Origin of the sequence: Acinetobacter sp. TUM15064 (assembly GCF_008980265.1) — a bacterium.
Classification (GTDB): domain Bacteria; phylum Pseudomonadota; class Gammaproteobacteria; order Pseudomonadales; family Moraxellaceae; genus Acinetobacter.
This window is the reverse complement of the sequence record NZ_BKFU01000067.1, coordinates 1-17434: the sequence shown is the minus strand read 5'-3', so window position 1 is coordinate 17434 and position 17434 is coordinate 1. Positions and strand designations below refer to the sequence as shown.

Below are 17434 nucleotides of genomic sequence, written 5' to 3'. Positions count from 1 at the left end.
TTAGTTATAGAAGAACAATAAAAAATCAAAATATATTGATTTTAAATTCCGACTCATTTAATACGAATTAATATTATAAACCTGATTATTTTAATCTGATTTGATAATAAAAAAGGCGATTCATTAAAATCGCCCTTTAAAATAATCTGGGTTTAAATTACAACACCATGGCAGCAATCCAACCAAAAATCAGCAATGGAATATTAAAGTGAATAAAGGTCGGCACGACTGTATCCCAAATATGATCATGTTGACCATCCACCCCTAGACCCGCAGTCGGCCCCAAAGTGGAGTCTGAGGCTGGAGAACCAGCATCACCAAGTGCTGCTGCGGTACCAATCAGCGCTACGGTCGCTAAAGGAGAAAAACCAAACTGGACACACAGCGGTACATAAATCACGGCCAAGACAGGAACACTGGAAAACGATGAACCAATCCCGATGGTTACAAATAAGCCAATGAACAGCATGAGGAATGCAGCCAAAGCATGGTTATCCCCAATCACGTGTACTACGCCATTAACCAGTTGGTTAATATCACCCGTATGGGTCATCACTGAGGCAAAACCTGCCGCAGAAATCATGATGAAGCCAACCAAAGCCATCATGCGCATGCCTTGTACAAAGACATCATCCGCTTCTTGCCATTTAAAAATACCCGCCCCAGACAACACCGCAAAACCAACCAAGCCACCTAAAATCATAGAGCCTGAATACAACTGCGCAATGAGGGTTAGAACAATCGCTAGAAGCGCCATGAAGATGGTTTTCTTTGCAATCACGGGTACATTTTCGGCTTCACGTTTGAGCTCTTCAGCATCTTGAGCCAGATTCACTTCACCTGCACGGATCGGTTTATCCAAATCAATCGTGGTCACACGTACCACTTCACGGTCGATATAATGACGCGGTTTACGATAGCTAACGAATACCGCCACTAGAGTACCAATCACCATCCCCAATACAGGAATGGCCATTCCTACAGGCATCATCCAACGTTCAACATGCAAATTATATGCAGCACCAATCTTGTTGATATTGCCCATCAAAATTTGTTCAAGGAAAATCGCACCAAAACCAACGGGCAGGAAAATATAGGTTCCGACCAAGCCTAAAGTCAGTACACAGGCTGCCGCACGACGGTCTAAGTTCAAGTGATTCATCACTTTTAACAGTGGTGGAACCAATACTGGAATAAATGCGATATGGACTGGAATTAAGTTTTGTGAACAAATGGCCGCAACAAGTAAAATCGTCAACAGTAAGTATTTCACCTTACGCGCACGTTGATGTGAAACTTCGACTCCTAATAAACCAATCAATTTATGCGCCAATAAATCAGGTAAGCCTGATTTAGACAGCGCCAAAGCAAATGCTCCAAGCACCGCATAGGCTAAAGCCACTTCAGCACCATCACCTAAACCTGCATTAAATGCGCTTACAGTATCGGATAAACTGAGCCCCGCAACCAATCCACCAATAATTGCTGAAATGACCAAAGTCAAAACAACAGAAACTCGTGCCAGTGACAAAATAAACATCACGGCAATCGCAATTACTACTGCATTCATGGAAAACTTAAGATGATAAAAAAAACGGTATTTTAGCAGATTCAATTGGTCGAAACTGTAATTTGCTCAGCTTTATCCAAAGCTATTATATAACCCCAAGGTCTGATTTTTCACTTCGATAGGCTTGTTATCAGTCAGTTTTAGTCCTATAACAAGCCCATGGTAAATTTATGCTTTACCCACAAATTTGCTAATCAGGCCCGCAATCGTTTTAGGCTGACTCAAGATGGCCCAATGGTTAGCATTCACATTCACCCGTTGGAAATTCTCAGCCCACTTCGGCATTTCATCAATTAAAGCAGGGCTCACAAACTGATCTTGCTCCAACACAATCGCTTGTACTGGGCAAATGGCAAAGCGTTCTCTAGGTTTTGCCAGACGTGGAATGAAGTTAGCTCGATAAAGTGCAACCCCATGTTTACCATCTGCCACAATGTGATGATTCAGTGGTAAGTCTGAACGCCCCTCTAAACGTGATAAAACTTTACCCCAATGCTCAGGGCTAAAAAACTGCCAAACAGTCGGTGCCAAAAAAGGCAACTGAAAAGCCGCAATGTACCATGACTTACTCAACTGCTTCAAAAACTGAGGCTTGTGTTGTTTAAACTGTTCCCGCATCCAAAATGCAGCATGGTCTAAGCATGGACCTGAAATGGTGGTAAATGACAGCATACGCTCTCTAAATTTTGGCTCAGTCGCAGACTCCCATGACTGAATCGAACCCCAGTCATGCGCCACCAAATGAAAACTACGTTCTGGAATGACACTATTCACCACACGTTCTAAGTCCAATGACAGCTGAGGCAATGCATAAGCACGTGTACGACGGGGAACACTGGACATCCCAGCCCCACGAACGTCATAAGTGACAATATAAAAATTTTCCACCAGATGCTCAATCACAGGCTCCCAAACCTCTTGATTGTCTGGATAACCATGCACCAAGACCAAGGTAGGATTCTGCGCATTGCCCCATGTTTTCACATAAAGTCTCTGCTGGTCTGTGGTCTGTACCCAGTAACTTTGCAGCTCCATATTCAGCTCCTTATTGTTATTGACTATTTTTTATCCTTCACTGGCAAAACGATCAATGCCAATTGTTTCCATCTTCTCTAGTATGGATAGAAGTTCATCAGATACCATTGACCGAAATGAGCATTTTAAAAAAATTGGTGACAACACCGATTGTCACAAAATACGTTCTTAACCATTTTGCCCCCTTTAAAGGTGCAGGTATTGAAATTGAGAAGTTTGATCCTAAAAACTACCACATCCGAGTCAAAATGCCGCTTACTCGTCAAAACCGCAATATTGTCGGCGTACATTTTGGTGGGAGTTTATATGCGATGGTCGATCCTTTTTATATGACTTTACTGATGTATCATCTTGGGACTAAATATATTGTTTGGGACAAATCAGCCACTATCCAATTTCTCAGCCCAGGGCGTAGTACCGTCTACGCAGACTTTCGTCTCGATGCCCAAGAAATTGAAACGATCAAACAACTTGCTGAAAATTATGCCCCTGTCCACCGTATTTATACGCTGAATATTTATGATGATGCGGGTATTCGAATTGCACAAGTGGAGAAAACCTTATATATCCGTCGTAAAAAACCAAAACCAGCTCAGCAATAAAAAAGCACTTCCCAATGAAGTGCCTTTATATAGAGCTCTGCTGAAAAGATTATTTACGCTCCTCAATTGCAGCACCTGCGCCACCACCAATCGCGCCACCAATCGCGGCCCCTGTATTGCCACCGATTACGCTTTTACCTACAGCAGAACCAATCGCACCACCAACACCACTGTAGGTTGCATTACGGTTTGAGCCACCTTGGGTTTTACTTCCCACCGCTGCGCCTGCACCACCACCAATCGCAGCACCGACACCACCACCAAGACTATTACCCGCAGCACCACCCACGGCACCGCCTAAAGCAGCTGTACCAATACGCTGCTCAGAAGGACTCATATTTTCACAGCCTGTGAACATCAGTGTTGATAAAACCAAAGTCGAGACTACACCCATTATTTTTTTCATATTCAAAACTCCTTTACACTATGATCAAAGCATAGTCTTATTTTCTACACAAAATGATCAAATTATGTAATTGCACCCCGTGCATTATTTTCTTTTTTGTAATAATGCAAACCAAGTAAAAAGACCATTTGATCTATGAAATATCACTTTGTTCATTTGAGATCACCCCGAGTAAATAACTTAAATCTTTTAATTCAAGAAATTGTAGAAAGAATCCTTAACTCATTTTAACCTTTGAATTTAAAGGAAAAAAGAATGAAAATACTTGTTACTTCAATATTCCTGTTACTCTGCCTCAATCCTTCTGCACGTGCAGATGTACTCAATAGTCAAAGCTCATCTACAGTAAAATCACTCAAAAATGTTGCTTATGGCCATCATGCTAAGCAAATGATGGATGTTTATTTTCCATCTAAGCCTTTAGCAGATCAAAAAAACGCACCATTAATGGTTATGGTCCATGGCGGTGCTTGGAGCATAGGTGATAAAAATAATACTGTGGTGATCAAAAATAAAGTGGATTATTGGGGACAACGAGGTTGGATATTTATTTCAATCAATTATCGCTTAGTTCCTGAGGCGACAGTACAACAACAAACCCAAGATGTCGCAACAGCATTAATTTATATTCAAAACCATGCCTCTGATTGGCATGCTGACCCCACACAACTTGTGCTGATGGGACACTCGGCTGGCGCTCATTTAGTGAGCCTACTGAGCACACGCCCCTCTTGGTTAATAGCACAACCTCGAGCTTGGCGAACCACCATTGCTTTAGATAGTGCCGCTTACAATATCGAAAAGATCATGCAAACTCGGCATGCTCGATTTTATGATCAAGCCTTTGGCACTCAACCCTCAAATTGGAAAGCGCTTTCTCCTGTCTTACAAATTCATCAAAGCTTACCTGCATTTCTTGCTGTTTGTTCAACAATTCGTCCAGACCAACCCTGTATTCAAGCACAGCAATTCATTCAACAAGCACAAAGCGTTGGTACTCAGGCACAATTACTCGCTATTCCGCTTTCGCATACTGAAATCAATAACTCTTTAGGAAAAAATTATAAATATACCGAAGCAGTGAATCAATTTATACAAACTCATTAACTGAATGTGATTAATGTAACTCGCTTACTTCAAAAAATAAGCATGGCATTGCTGTTTAGCACGCATAAAAAAGCCACCCGAAGGTGGCTTTTTATTCATTTAAAGGGCTAATTACAGACCGTTAAACTCATCGCTAAATGCTTGGCTTAATGCTTGATCCACATCAGAGAAGTCGTTTACAAGCTCATGCTCTGCAGCTTCAGCTTCTTGACGACGACGCTCTAAGTGATACGCAAGACCCGTACCTGCAGGAATCAAACGACCTACAACCACGTTCTCTTTCAAGCCACGTAAATCATCTTCTTTACCTGTTACAGCCGCTTCAGTTAACACGCGAGTGGTTTCCTGGAACGATGCAGCAGAGATAAATGAGTCAGTAGAAAGCGACGCTTTAGTAATACCCATCAATTGACGTTCAAACTTCGCAGGGAACTTGTTTTGCGCAAGAACAGCTTGGTTCTCTTGCATCACGCGGATGTAATCCACTTGTTCGCCTTTGATGAAGCTTGTATCACCGCCATCAGTGATATCAACTTTACGCAACATTTGACGTACGATGACTTCAATGTGCTTGTCGTTGATTTTTACACCTTGCAGACGGTAAACGTCTTGAACTTCGTTCACGATGTAGTTGGTTAATGCAACTTCACCTTTCAAACGCAAGATGTCATGCGGGTTTTGTGGACCATCAGAAATGGTTTCACCGCGGTTGACATGCTCACCCTCGAACACGTTAATGGTACGCCATTTAGGAATCAGCTCTTCATAGATCTCAGAACCATCATCTGGAGTAATCACTAAACGGTTCTTACCTTTAGTCTCTTTACCGAAGCTTACAACACCTGAAATTTCAGCAAGAATTGCATGCTCTTTCGGTTTACGCGCTTCGAACAAGTCAGCTACACGCGGTAGACCACCGGTAATGTCACGTGTACGTGAAGTTTCTTGTGGTACACGACCAATAACGTCACCCACACCGATTGTTTCGCCATCACGGACAGAAAGAATCGTGTTTTGTGGTAGGAAGTAGAACTGCTCACCACCATCCGTCGTATCAAGAACAACCGCAGGACGTAAATCTTTACCAGACGCAGGACGTGCAGTCACAGGTAAGATTTCAATCGTCGTCATACCTGTTGCATCATCAGTTTTAGAGGTAACAGTGACGCCATCAGCGATTTGGCTGAAACGTACTTTACCTGCAACTTCTGTTACAAGTGGGTGGGTGTGCGGATCCCAAGTCGCTACGATACCGCCTGCTTCTACAGCTTCGCCATCTTTCAACAAGATAGACGCACCGTATGGCAGTTTATAACGCTCACGCTCACGGCCTAAATCATCTGCAATACCAATTTCGCCTGAACGAGAAGTCGATACCAAGTGACCTTTAGCATGTTGTACTGTTTTCACATTGTGGAAACGTACGGTACCTTTGTTACGAACTTGTACGCTGTTTGCAGCAGACGTTCGGCTTGCAGCACCACCTACGTGGAAGGTACGCATTGTTAACTGTGTACCCGGCTCACCAATCGACTGCGCAGCCATAACACCCACAGACTCACCAGGGTTCACCTGATGACCACGTGCAAGGTCACGACCATAACATTTCGCACATACGCCGAATGTAGATTCACACGCAACCACTGAACGTACTTTAACTTCATCGACACCTTGCTCTTCCAAGAAGTTTGCAAGTTTCTCATCAATCAAAGTGTTACGTGGTAGGATAACGTCGTCAGAACCTGCTTTCTTCACATCTTCAGCAACAACACGGCCCAGTACTCGAGTACCTAAGTTCTCGATCACGTCACCGCCTTGAATGAACGGAGTCATGACAAGACCGCCCAAAGTACCACAGTCAGGCTCAGTAATAACCAAGTCTTGTGCTACGTCTACAAGACGACGTGTCAAGTAACCAGAGTTTGCTGTTTTCAGTGCTGTATCGGCCAAACCTTTACGCGCACCGTGTGTTGAAATGAAGTACTGAAGTACGGTCAAACCTTCACGGAAGTTCGCTTTAATTGGAGTTTCAATGATCGAACCATCTGGTTTCGCCATCAAACCACGCATACCCGCTAACTGACGAATCTGAGCTGCCGAACCACGGGCACCTGAGTCAGACATCATATAGATCGAGTTGAATGATTTTTGCTTCTCATCTTCACCCTGTTTGTTTTTAACAGTGGTAAAAGACAAGTTGTCCATCATCGCTTTCGCTACTTGGTCGTTGGTACGTGCCCAAATATCGACCACTTTGTTGTAACGTTCGCCCGCAGTTACGAAACCTTGTTCGAACTGTTGCTCAATTTCACGAACTTCAACTTCCGCTTTTTCAATAATTGAGTACTTCGCAGGTGGAATCACCATGTCTTCCATACCGACCGATACGCCTGAACGTGTCGCTTGACGGAAACCCAAGTACATCAATTGGTCCGCAAAGATCACTGTATCTTTAAGACCTAATTTACGGTAGCAAGAGTTAATCAATTTAGAGATGTTTTTCTTGGTCATCTCAACGTTGATTTGTTGGAAATCCATACCTTCTGGCACAACTTCCCAAAGTAAGCAGCGACCAGGTGTGGTATCCACAACAATGGTTTGCTGTTCACGGTTACCATTTTCATCAATCACAGTCTGGTGTACACGTGCTTTTACGCGAGCATGTAAATTGACCTGACCTGTTGCAAGTGCACGGTTCACTTCGTGAGTATCTGCAAACACCATGCCTTCACCTTTGGCATTGATCGCATCACGCGTGATGTAATACAAGCCTAAGACAACGTCCTGAGACGGTACGATGATTGGCTCACCGTTCGCTGGAGACAAGATGTTGTTGGTCGACATCATTAACGCACGCGCTTCTAACTGCGCTTCAAGTGTTAATGGTACGTGTACCGCCATTTGGTCACCGTCGAAGTCGGCGTTAAACGCAGCACAAACGAGCGGGTGAAGACGGATTGCTTTACCTTCAATCAGAATCGGTTCAAATGCTTGAAGACCCAAACGGTGAAGTGTAGGCGCACGGTTCAACATCACAGGGTGTTGACGAATCACGTGAGCAAGAACGTCCCAAACTTCTGGCGTTTCGCGCTCAACCATTTTCTTCGCAGCTTTAATGGTGGTTGCTTGGCCAGATGCTTGTAGTTTCGCGAAAATGAATGGCTTGAAGAGTTCAAGTGCCATTTTCTTCGGAAGACCACATTGGTGCAAACGTAAAGTAGGACCTACGGTAATGACCGAACGACCTGAATAGTCTACACGCTTACCAAGTAAGTTTTGACGGAAACGACCTTGCTTACCTTTGATCATGTCAGCCAAAGATTTAAGCGGACGTTTGTTCGAACCTGTGATTGCACGACCACGACGACCGTTGTCTAACAATGCATCGACAGACTCTTGTAACATACGTTTTTCGTTACGTACGATAATGTCTGGCGCTGCAAGGTCAAGTAGACGCTTCAAACGGTTGTTACGGTTGATCACACGACGGTAAAGGTCATTCAAATCAGAAGTCGCGAAACGACCACCTTCCAGCGGTACTAACGGACGAAGATCTGGTGGAAGTACTGGAAGTACATTCATCACCATCCATTCTGGCTTGTTGTTTGACTCTTTAAACGCTTCCATCAACTTCAAACGCTTAGACGCTTTTTTCAGCTTCGTCTCAGACGTTGTGTTTGGAATTTCTTCACGTAAACGTGAAATTTCGTTTTCAAGATCAATGTCTTTTAACAAGTCTTGAACGGCTTCTGCACCCATTTTCGCAGTGAATTCATCACCGTGTTCTTCTAAAGCATTGAAGTATTCTTCATCGTTTAAAAGTTGGTATTTCTCAAATGGAGTCATACCTGGGTCAGTAACCACGTAAGATTCGAAATACAATACACGTTCAATATCACGTAAAGTCATGTCTAATAATAGACCGATACGACTTGGAAGTGATTTTAAGAACCAAATGTGTGCAACTGGAGACGCCAGCTCGATGTGACCCATACGCTCACGACGAACTTTCGCAGTTGTTACTTCAACGCCACATTTTTCACAAATGACGCCTTTGTATTTCATACGCTTGTATTTACCACACAAGCATTCGTAATCTTTGACTGGACCAAAAATTTTGGCACAGAATAAACCATCACGTTCTGGTTTGAACGTACGATAGTTAATGGTTTCAGGCTTTTTAACTTCACCATGAGACCATGACTTAATCATTTCTGGTGACGCAAGACCAATACGGATGCGATCAAACTCAACTGGAGCATGACCGTCTGAATCCGTCTTTTTGCGCATGATATCGAGCAAGTCTTTCAATTTTTTTCTCCGTGTGTTGGGGAGCTACGCTCTCCCAACTGGGTCACAAATATTGTTTTTACTGAAATTTGGGAATATCTAATCCCCCTAAATCCCCCTTTATAAAGGGGGACTTGCTCCCCTCTTTAATAAAGAGGGGCTGGGGGAGATTTCTTAGTCACCATTTTTCAGTTCAATGTTGATACCTAAAGAACGGATCTCTTTGGTCAATACGTTGAACGATTCAGGCATACCTGGGTCCATATAATGGTTACCATCTACAATGTTCTTATAGATACGGGTACGACCTTCAACGTCATCCGACTTAACAGTAAGCATTTCTTGAAGCGTGTAAGCTGCGCCATATGCTTCAAGCGCCCAGACTTCCATCTCACCGAAACGCTGACCACCGAATTGTGCTTTACCACCAAGCGGCTGTTGAGTAACTAATGAGTAAGAACCAGTAGAACGCGCGTGCATCTTGTCGTCTACCAAGTGGTTCAGTTTCAGCATGTACATGTAACCTACAGTTACAGGACGGTCAAACTGTTCACCTGTACGACCATCATATAATACTGTTTGACCAGTACGTGAAATGTTCGCAAGCTCTAATAAGTCTTTAATTTGTGATTCTTCAGCACCATCAAATACAGGCGTTGCAAGTGGAACACCCTTACGAAGGTTACCAGAAAGAACCAAGATCTCATCATCAGTTAAGCTATCAAGATCTTCTTGCTCGCCACCAACTTTGTTATAAATCTTGTCTAAGAATCCACGAAGCTCAAGTACAGTACGTTGCGCTTTTAACATCTTGTCGATTTCTTCGCCAAGACCTTTCGCTGCCATACCTAAGTGAGTCTCTAGAATCTGACCCACGTTCATACGTGACGGTACACCCAGCGGGTTCAATACGATATCGACTGGAACACCATTGGCATCGTGCGGCATATCTTCAACTGGCAAGATGTTAGAAACAACACCCTTGTTACCGTGACGACCCGCCATCTTATCACCCGGTTGGATGCGACGTTTAACAGCCAAGTAAACCTTAACAACTTTCAATACACCTGTTGTTAATTCATCACCTGTAGAAAGTTTGCGTTTTTTCTCTGCAAACTTCTCATCAATTTCAAAGCTCTTTTCTTTCAAGAACACTTGAATTTGTGTTAAACGTTCAGCAATCGCTTCATCACTTGGTTGGATTTCAAGTAAATCAACCAACTCTAAACCAGACAACACATCTTCAGAAAGCTTGTCGCCACGTTTAGTTGTACCACCACCGTTCGACTCTTGACCTGTCAACAAACGAACAATACGTTCACGTGCTGCTTCTTCAAAGATTTTGTATTCTTCTTTCAAGTCTTTACGGTATGCATCAAGTTGCGCTTTTTCAATTGCTTGAGCACGTTCATCTTTTTCAAGACCATCACGTGTAAACACTTGAACGTCAATCACGGTACCTTTAGTACCCGATGGAACGCGTAATGATGAATCTTTCACATCAGCAGCTTTTTCACCGAAGATTGCACGAAGCAATTTTTCTTCAGGTGTTAACTGTGTTTCACCTTTAGGGGTTACTTTACCCACAAGGATATCACCAGCAGTTACTTCAGCACCGATATAAACAATACCAGACTCATCCAACTTAGACAGTGCAGCTTCACCAACGTTAGGAATATCGGCAGTAATTTCTTCTGCACCTAACTTAGTATCACGTGCGACACATGACAATTCTTGGATGTGAATCGAGGTTAAACGGTCTTCTTGAAGTACGCGCTCTGAAAGTAAGATCGAGTCTTCATAGTTGTAACCATTCCACGTCATGAACGCAACGCGCATGTTTTGACCCAGTGCAAGCTCACCGCCATCAGTCGAAGGACCATCGGCAAGAACATCACCACGAGCCACTTTATCACCTAAACGTACAACAACGTTTTGGTTGATACATGTATTTTGGTTCGAACGGGTATATTTGATCAGGTTGTAAATATCTACACCTGCTTCACCAGCAACCATCTCGTCTTCATTGACACGAATGACTACACGAGATGCATCAACAAACTCAATCACACCACCACGGTTTGCGATCACACACACACCTGAGTCACGTGCTACGTTTGCTTCCATACCTGTACCAACAAGCGGCTTGTCAGCAAGCAATGTCGGAACAGCCTGACGTTGCATGTTTGAACCCATCAATGCACGGTTGGCGTCATCGTGTTCAAGGAATGGAATAAGCGATGCTGCAACAGAAACAACCTGTTGTGCAGATACGTCCATATGCGTTACTTTTTCAGGTGACATACGAACGAAGTCACCTTGGTGACGTACAGAAACCATTTCTTCAGTTAACGTACCATCTTTATCAACTGCAGAATCGGCCTGTGCAATGACAGTACCCACTTCTTCAATTGCAGATAAGTATTCAACTTCATCAGTTACACGACCATCAACTACTTTACGGTATGGTGTTTCCAAGAAACCGAAGTTATTACACTTCGCATAAACTGAAAGCGAGTTGATCAAACCAATGTTTGGACCCTCAGGCGTTTCAATTGGACATACACGACCATAGTGAGTTTGGTGTACGTCACGTACCTCAAAGCCTGCACGCTCACGTGTCAAACCGCCCGGACCAAGTGCAGATACACGACGCTTGTGCGTAATCTCAGACAATGGATTGTTTTGGTCCATGAACTGAGACAATTGGCTTGAACCAAAGAATTCTTTGATTGCAGCGGCAACTGGCTTCGCATTGATTAAATCTTGCGGAGACAAGTTATCTGTTTCAGCTTGGCTTAAACGTTCTTTAACTGCACGCTCTACACGAACTAAACCAACACGGAATTGGTTTTCAGTCATTTCACCAACTGAACGTACGCGACGGTTACCTAAGTGGTCGATATCGTCGACTTCACCTTTACCGTTACGGATTTCAACCAATGTTTTGAGTACATCAGTGATATCTTCGTTCGACAAAATGCCTTCAACTTCACGTGACTTCTGATCTGTACCCACTTCGTAAGGACGACCCAAACGACGGTTGAACTTCATACGACCGACTGGAGAGAGGTCATAACGTTCAGAAGAGAAGAACAAGTTATTGAATAGATTTTCAGCAGCTTCTTTCGTCGGTGGCTCGCCTGGACGCATCACTTTGTAGATTTCAACCAGTGCTTCTTCACGGCCTGTCGTTGTATCTGCGCGTAAAGTATCTGCAACGAATGAACCACGGTCAATGTCATTGGTGAATAGAATGTTAAATTGTTTAACACCACCTTCAGCCAACTTCACCATCACTTCATGGCTAAGCAAAGTATTTGCTGCAATCACATCACCATCTTTTAAAGTGATGTCTTCAGCAGTAATACGCTCGTACAAGTACTCATCAGGTACTGAAAGTTTTTCAAGACCTGCAGCTTCCATTTGACGCACGTGACGTGCGTTAATACGTTTACCTTGCTCAACAATCGTTTTGCCATCGTTATCTACGATGTCAAACTGTGCCATTTCGCCGCGTAAACGCTCAGGTACGAGGTCAATCTGGTAACTACCCATGTCTAGGTATACAGGCACTTTTTCATAGAATAGATCTAAGATTTGCGTGTTGTCATAGCCGAGTGCGCGTAGAACCACAGTCGCAAGTAATTTACGACGGCGGTCAATACGTACATAAACAAGGTCTTTGGCATCAAATTCGAAATCTAACCATGAACCACGGTAAGGAATAATACGTGCAGAATAAAGTACTTTACCACTTGAGTGGGTTTTGCCTTTATCGTGATCGAAGAACACGCCTGGAGAGCGGTGTAATTGAGATACGATTACACGCTCAGTACCATTGATCACAAAAGTACCGTTATCCGTCATGAGTGGCATTTCACCCATGTACACTTCTTGCTCACGCACGTCTTTAATAGACTTCGTTTCACGATCCTTTAAGATCAAACGAATTTTTACGCGCATTGGTGCTGCATAAGTTGAGCCACGAAGAATACATTCGCGTACATCAAACTCAGGCTTACCAAGACTATACTCAACAAATTCTAAAGCAGCATTGCCAGAATAACTTTCTATAGGAAAAACTGAACGAAACGCGGCTTGCAGACCGATATCTTCGCGGTTTTTTGGTGATTTGCCATCTTGTAAAAATGTTCTGTACGAGTCGACTTGAATCGCGAGCAAGTACGGAGCATCCATAACACTAGGCAATTTACCAAAATTCTTACGGATCCGTTTCTTTTCGGTATATGAGTATGCCATCTGGAGTCCTCGGAAAGTAAACCGAGCCCGCCTGCAGAACGGGCTCAGAAGGAATTACGCAGGCCGATATGGCCACCACTTTTTACAAATGCTGCAATTTTCAGTGGTATTGAAACGCTTACCAATATTTTTAAATTTGAAAAATATTGGTAAGCGTTTGATTTTTATCTTTATTTTAATTTGATGGATTTTCCACCAAGCAAACAAAAATCGAGCCGATTATTGTAACGCAAAAAGGCTGATGACCCAAGAGCCATCAGCCAATTTTTGGGGAGAAAATAATATTCTCCCCCTGGTAACATTACTTAATAGTAATAGTAGCACCAGTCTCTTCAAGTTTCTTCTTAAGTTCTTCAGCTTCTTCTTTAGAAACAGCTTCTTTAAGAACTGAAGGAGCACCTTCAACCATGTCTTTAGCTTCTTTCAAGCCAAGACCAGTGATTTCACGAACTGCTTTAATTACAGCTACTTTGTTCGCGCCGAAAGAAGTCAACTCAACGTTGAATTCTGATTGCTCTTCAGCAGCAGCAGCAGCAGGACCTGCAGCTACAGCTACAGCAGCAGCTGATACATTGAATTTTTCTTCGAAAGCAGAAATAAGTTCAACAAGTTCAAGAACAGTTTTTTCAGCAACTGCGTTTAAGATTTCTTCGTTTGTTAAAGCCATGAGAGTAACTCCAAATGGGTATTGAATGATGTGTGTTTAAGTTTGAGCTTATGCAGCTTCTGACTCGTTTTTCTCTTGAAGCGCTGTAAGTAAGCGACCCAATTTCGAAATAGGAGCTTGAAGAACGCTTGCAAGCATAGTAAGCGCTTTCTCTTGGTTTGGAAGATTCGCGATAACGCTAACTTCTGCGCCTTGATAAAGTTTGCCTTCAAATGCAGCAGCTTTAAGTTCAAATGCTTTATTAGTTTTCGCAAATTCTTCGAATAAGCGTGCCGCAGCACCCATATCATCTGCAGAAGTTGAGAAAGCTAAAATTGTTGGGCCAACAAGGTTGTCGTTCAAGATATTGAATTGCGTATCTTGAAGAGCACGTTTAGCCAAAGTATTACGTACAACACGTGTAGCAACACCTAACTTACGAGCTTCAACACGAAGAGCAGTTAATTGCTCAACAGTTAAACCTTGGTAGTCAGCAACAACAGCAGCAAACGCAGTAGAAGCAACTTCAGTTACTTCAGCAACGATCTGTTTTTTGCCTTCGATAAGAAGAGCCATTGTAAAACCTCCTAACGGTGATTTATGTACTTACGCGAAGTACACTCCCAATTCGTAAGTTCATCACTGAACTTACACGCGGAGGATGAACAAATCACACCACCGCGTCTACTCAGGCTGGAAAATTAAGAAAGTAATCGAAATTACTCTCGCCTGAGGTCTTTGACGCTGACAAATTTACATTTATCAATTCAAAGTTTGCCTAAGTTTGCAAAATACGACAGAGCGTTTCTTGCGTAAAAATCAAAGCAGCGCTTTGATTTTTACTCAGGGCTTTAAAATTCTGTCTAAGTTAAACTTAGTTAGAAACGTTCTGTACATCAACAGTAAGACCAGGACCCATAGTTGAGCTTAAAGTGATCTTTTTGATGTAAACACCCTTAGAAGTTGCAGGTTTTGCTTTCTTAAGGTCAGCGATTAACGCTTCAACGTTTTGACGAACAGCTTCAGCAGTAAAACCTACTTGACCGATCGCAGCATGGATAATACCTGCTTTGTCTACGCGGTAACGTGCTTGACCAGCTTTTGCATTTTTAACTGCAGTAGCTACGTCAGGAGTTACAGTACCCACTTTAGGGTTTGGCATTAAGCCACGTGGACCAAGGATCGTACCTAATTTACCTACAACGCGCATTGCATCAGGAGCAGCAATCACAACGTCGAAGTCAAGGTTACCAGCTTGGATGCTTTCAGCAAGGTCATCAAAACCAACAATGTCCGCGCCTTCAGCTTTAGCAGCTTCAGCAGCAGCGCCTTGAGCAAACACAGCTACACGTACAGTTTTACCAGTACCTGCAGGAAGTGTAGTTGCACCACGAACAACTTGGTCAGATTTACGAGGGTCAACACCTAGGTTTACCGCAACATCCAAAGATTCTTTGAATTTCGCAGCAGGAAGACCAGCAAGAACAGCAACTGCTTCTTCTAAAGTGTAAACTTTGTTTGCTTCAATAGCAGCAGCAATGGCTTTTTGACGTTTAGTTAACTTTGCCATGTCTTATAGCTCCACTTCCAAGCCCATAGAACGTGCAGAACCAGCGATGGTACGAACACGTGCGTCTAAATCAGCACCAGTCAAATCTGGTTCCTTAGTAGTCGCGATTTCTTCTAATTGAGCACGAGTCAACTTACCAACTTTAGTTTTGTTTGGTACAGATGAACCCTTTTGAATGCCCGCAGCTTTCTTAAGAAGAATAGATGCAGGAGGAGTTTTCATGATAAATGTGAACGACTTGTCGTTGTACACAGTGATCACAACAGGAATTGGTAAACCAACTTCAACTTTTTGTGTTGCAGCATTGAATTCTTTACAGAATGCCATGATGTTAACACCACGTTGACCTAGTGCAGGACCAATCGGTGGAGATGGATTCGCTTTACCAGCTGGAACTTGCAGCTTGATATAGCCGTCAATCTTCTTAGCCATTTCAAATTACCTCTGGGTACAAACGCCGGTGAAGGCTCCCCAATTTATAAGTAACGATATCGTTACAACAACAATGCCCGACCTATAAATAAGTCAGGCGTTTTCAAACAACATCTATTAAACCGATTTTTCGACTTGGCGAAATTCCAGTTCAACCTGAGTTGGTCGATTAAATACATTAATAGTCAACGTTAAACGTGACTTTTCGTATAGAACCTCTTCCACCACACCTTTAAAGTCTGTGAATGGACCGTCAATTACGAGTAATTCTTCGCCTGGTTCAAACATCGTCTTCGGACGTGGTGCTTCACCAGTATTGCGTACACGAGCAAGAATCGCATCTGCTTCACGTTGGGTAATTGGTGCAGGTTTCTCAGCCGTACCCCCAATAAAACCTAAAACTTTTGGACATTCTTTAACAATGTGCCAAGTTTCATCGTTCATTTCCATTTCGACCAATACATAGCCTGGAAAGAACTTACGTTCAGATTTACGCTTCTTACCATCCTTCATTTCTACCACTTCTTCGGTAGGAACAAGGACTTCACCAAAGCTATCGGCTACAGCGCTACGCTGGATTCGATCATTAAGTGAACGCATCACTTGTTTTTCATAACCTGAATAGGCATGAATAATGTACCAACGTTTCATAGCTCTCTTACCCGATAATAAACTTCATTAACCAGCCTAAAATGTAGTCAAAACACCATAATAAAATGGATGCAACAACAACTACTGCAAGCACCTGCCAAGATGTGGTCACGGTTTCTTGCTTTGTTGGCCAAGTCACTCGACGTAGCTCAATTCGCGAGTCTTTCAACAAACGAGCAAAGCCTTTGCCTTGATGGGTGGCGTATAATAAACCGAATGCCACGATGATACAAGCCAAAATTACCCCAACGCGCACCCAGATATCGTTGGCTGGTGCCCAATATGCTGGTAGATGTTGATTCACCATGGTTGCACCAATTAATAAAATCAATGCAATAATCCATAAGACCACGTCTAAAGGAGAACCCGATTTAACTACTTCAGCAGAATTATTTCTTTGAGGGATTGCCGCGTCGCCTTGTGCGTCACGTAATTTTTCATTCGACATTTTTGTACTCGTCGTAGGTTTCGCGACTTATTATATGACCAGTTTTGCCGACATCAAGATCTTTTATAAAAAAGTTGGCAGGCCAGGAGGGACTCGAACCCCCAACATTCGGTTTTGGAGACCGACGCTCTACCAATTGAACTACTAGCCTGCAAAACAAATTGGAGCCTAAACCCCAATTTGCATTTTTATTTTATGATTATGCAGTTACTTTAGCAACTACACCAGCACCAACTGTACGACCACCTTCACGGATCGCAAAACGTAGACCTGGGTCCATTGCGATCGGGTGGATTAATTCTACTGACATCTCAACGTTGTCACCAGGCATTACCATTTCTACGCCATCTTGTAGTTTGATCGCGCCAGTTACGTCAGTTGTACGGAAGTAGAACTGTGGACGGTAACCGTTAA

13 protein-coding genes, 1 tRNA gene and 1 pseudogene are annotated in these 17434 nt (G+C 43.1%); 2 read left to right on the top strand and 13 right to left on the bottom strand.

The features are described 5' to 3' along the window. Positions 1 to 157 precede the first annotated feature (157 nt). Positions 158 to 1570 carry a Na+/H+ antiporter family protein gene (locus tag GBI16_RS15390; RefSeq protein WP_086209733.1) on the bottom strand — a complete coding sequence of 471 codons (1413 nt, stop codon included), beginning with the start codon at positions 1568 to 1570 and terminating at the stop codon, positions 158 to 160. A 168-nt stretch (positions 1571 to 1738) separates the two neighbouring features. After that, positions 1739 to 2605: an alpha/beta fold hydrolase gene (locus tag GBI16_RS15385; protein ID WP_086209734.1), complete on the bottom strand. Its 867-nt coding sequence runs from the start codon at positions 2603 to 2605 to the stop codon at positions 1739 to 1741. A gap of 116 nt (positions 2606 to 2721) precedes the next feature. Between GBI16_RS15385 and GBI16_RS15380 the strand changes: the two genes are divergently transcribed. Further along, positions 2722 to 3207: a PaaI family thioesterase gene (locus GBI16_RS15380; RefSeq protein WP_086209735.1), complete on the top strand. Its 486-nt coding sequence runs from the start codon at positions 2722 to 2724 to the stop codon at positions 3205 to 3207. A gap of 49 nt (positions 3208 to 3256) precedes the next feature. On the opposite strand, the gene GBI16_RS15375 is transcribed toward GBI16_RS15380, so the two are convergent. Further along, positions 3257 to 3613 carry a DNA transfer protein p32 gene (locus GBI16_RS15375; protein ID WP_086209736.1) on the bottom strand — a complete coding sequence of 119 codons (357 nt, stop codon included), beginning with the start codon at positions 3611 to 3613 and terminating at the stop codon, positions 3257 to 3259. A 255-nt stretch (positions 3614 to 3868) separates the two neighbouring features. Here GBI16_RS15375 and GBI16_RS15370 point away from each other — a divergent pair, with 255 nt between their 5' ends. Then, positions 3869 to 4720: an alpha/beta hydrolase gene (locus GBI16_RS15370; protein ID WP_086209737.1), complete on the top strand. Its 852-nt coding sequence runs from the start codon at positions 3869 to 3871 to the stop codon at positions 4718 to 4720. A gap of 111 nt (positions 4721 to 4831) precedes the next feature. Here GBI16_RS15370 and rpoC read toward each other — a convergent pair whose 3' ends face one another. The 10 genes and pseudogenes from rpoC to GBI16_RS15320 all read right to left on the bottom strand — a co-directional run. After that, positions 4832 to 9031, bottom strand: coding sequence for a DNA-directed RNA polymerase subunit beta' (rpoC, locus tag GBI16_RS15365; RefSeq protein ID WP_086209738.1), 4200 nt, complete (start codon positions 9029 to 9031; stop codon positions 4832 to 4834). 153 nt (positions 9032 to 9184) lie between these two features. Continuing rightward, a complete protein-coding gene (gene rpoB / locus GBI16_RS15360) occupies positions 9185 to 13273 on the bottom strand; it encodes a DNA-directed RNA polymerase subunit beta (protein ID WP_086209739.1) in 4089 nt (1362 codons plus the stop codon). Between the two features lie 301 nt (positions 13274 to 13574). After that, positions 13575 to 13940: a 50S ribosomal protein L7/L12 gene (gene rplL, locus GBI16_RS15355; RefSeq protein WP_004692767.1), complete on the bottom strand. Its 366-nt coding sequence runs from the start codon at positions 13938 to 13940 to the stop codon at positions 13575 to 13577. A 48-nt stretch (positions 13941 to 13988) separates the two neighbouring features. Beyond that, a complete protein-coding gene (rplJ, locus tag GBI16_RS15350) occupies positions 13989 to 14495 on the bottom strand; it encodes a 50S ribosomal protein L10 (RefSeq protein ID WP_151707393.1) in 507 nt (168 codons plus the stop codon). Between the two features lie 298 nt (positions 14496 to 14793). Then, positions 14794 to 15489: a 50S ribosomal protein L1 gene (gene rplA, locus GBI16_RS15345; protein WP_086209741.1), complete on the bottom strand. Its 696-nt coding sequence runs from the start codon at positions 15487 to 15489 to the stop codon at positions 14794 to 14796. A 3-nt stretch (positions 15490 to 15492) separates the two neighbouring features. After that, on the bottom strand, positions 15493 to 15921 hold the full coding sequence (gene rplK, locus GBI16_RS15340) for a 50S ribosomal protein L11 (RefSeq protein ID WP_086209742.1): 429 nt from the start codon (positions 15919 to 15921) through the stop codon (positions 15493 to 15495). Positions 15922 to 16038: 117 nt separating this feature from the next. Then, a complete protein-coding gene (gene nusG / locus GBI16_RS15335) occupies positions 16039 to 16572 on the bottom strand; it encodes a transcription termination/antitermination protein NusG (protein WP_004692772.1) in 534 nt (177 codons plus the stop codon). A gap of 7 nt (positions 16573 to 16579) precedes the next feature. Further along, positions 16580 to 17020 (bottom strand): preprotein translocase subunit SecE, encoded by a 441-nt coding sequence (secE, locus tag GBI16_RS15330; protein WP_151707392.1) that lies wholly within the window; start codon positions 17018 to 17020, stop codon positions 16580 to 16582. Positions 17021 to 17095: 75 nt separating this feature from the next. Then, a tRNA-Trp gene (locus tag GBI16_RS15325) sits at positions 17096 to 17171 on the bottom strand. 48 nt (positions 17172 to 17219) lie between these two features. After that, positions 17220 to 17434, bottom strand: a pseudogene (locus GBI16_RS15320) (elongation factor Tu); the annotation flags it as partial.

What these genes read in the sequence shown, in the direction of transcription:
- rplA (WP_086209741.1), bottom strand. Translation starts at nt 15,489, where the DNA reads ATGGCAAAGTTAACTAAACGTCAAAAAGCCATTGCTGCTGCTATTGAA.
- GBI16_RS15390 (WP_086209733.1), bottom strand. Translation starts at nt 1,570, where the DNA reads ATGAATGCAGTAGTAATTGCGATTGCCGTGATGTTTATTTTGTCACTG.
- secE (WP_151707392.1), bottom strand. Translation starts at nt 17,020, where the DNA reads ATGTCGAATGAAAAATTACGTGACGCACAAGGCGACGCGGCAATCCCT.
- rplJ (WP_151707393.1), bottom strand. Translation starts at nt 14,495, where the DNA reads ATGGCTCTTCTTATCGAAGGCAAAAAACAGATCGTTGCTGAAGTAACT.
- GBI16_RS15370 (WP_086209737.1), top strand. Translation starts at nt 3,869, where the DNA reads ATGAAAATACTTGTTACTTCAATATTCCTGTTACTCTGCCTCAATCCT.
- GBI16_RS15385 (WP_086209734.1), bottom strand. Translation starts at nt 2,605, where the DNA reads ATGGAGCTGCAAAGTTACTGGGTACAGACCACAGACCAGCAGAGACTT.
- GBI16_RS15380 (WP_086209735.1), top strand. Translation starts at nt 2,722, where the DNA reads ATGAGCATTTTAAAAAAATTGGTGACAACACCGATTGTCACAAAATAC.
- rplK (WP_086209742.1), bottom strand. Translation starts at nt 15,921, where the DNA reads ATGGCTAAGAAGATTGACGGCTATATCAAGCTGCAAGTTCCAGCTGGT.
- rpoB (WP_086209739.1), bottom strand. Translation starts at nt 13,273, where the DNA reads ATGGCATACTCATATACCGAAAAGAAACGGATCCGTAAGAATTTTGGT.
- GBI16_RS15375 (WP_086209736.1), bottom strand. Translation starts at nt 3,613, where the DNA reads ATGAAAAAAATAATGGGTGTAGTCTCGACTTTGGTTTTATCAACACTG.
- rplL (WP_004692767.1), bottom strand. Translation starts at nt 13,940, where the DNA reads ATGGCTTTAACAAACGAAGAAATCTTAAACGCAGTTGCTGAAAAAACT.
- nusG (WP_004692772.1), bottom strand. Translation starts at nt 16,572, where the DNA reads ATGAAACGTTGGTACATTATTCATGCCTATTCAGGTTATGAAAAACAA.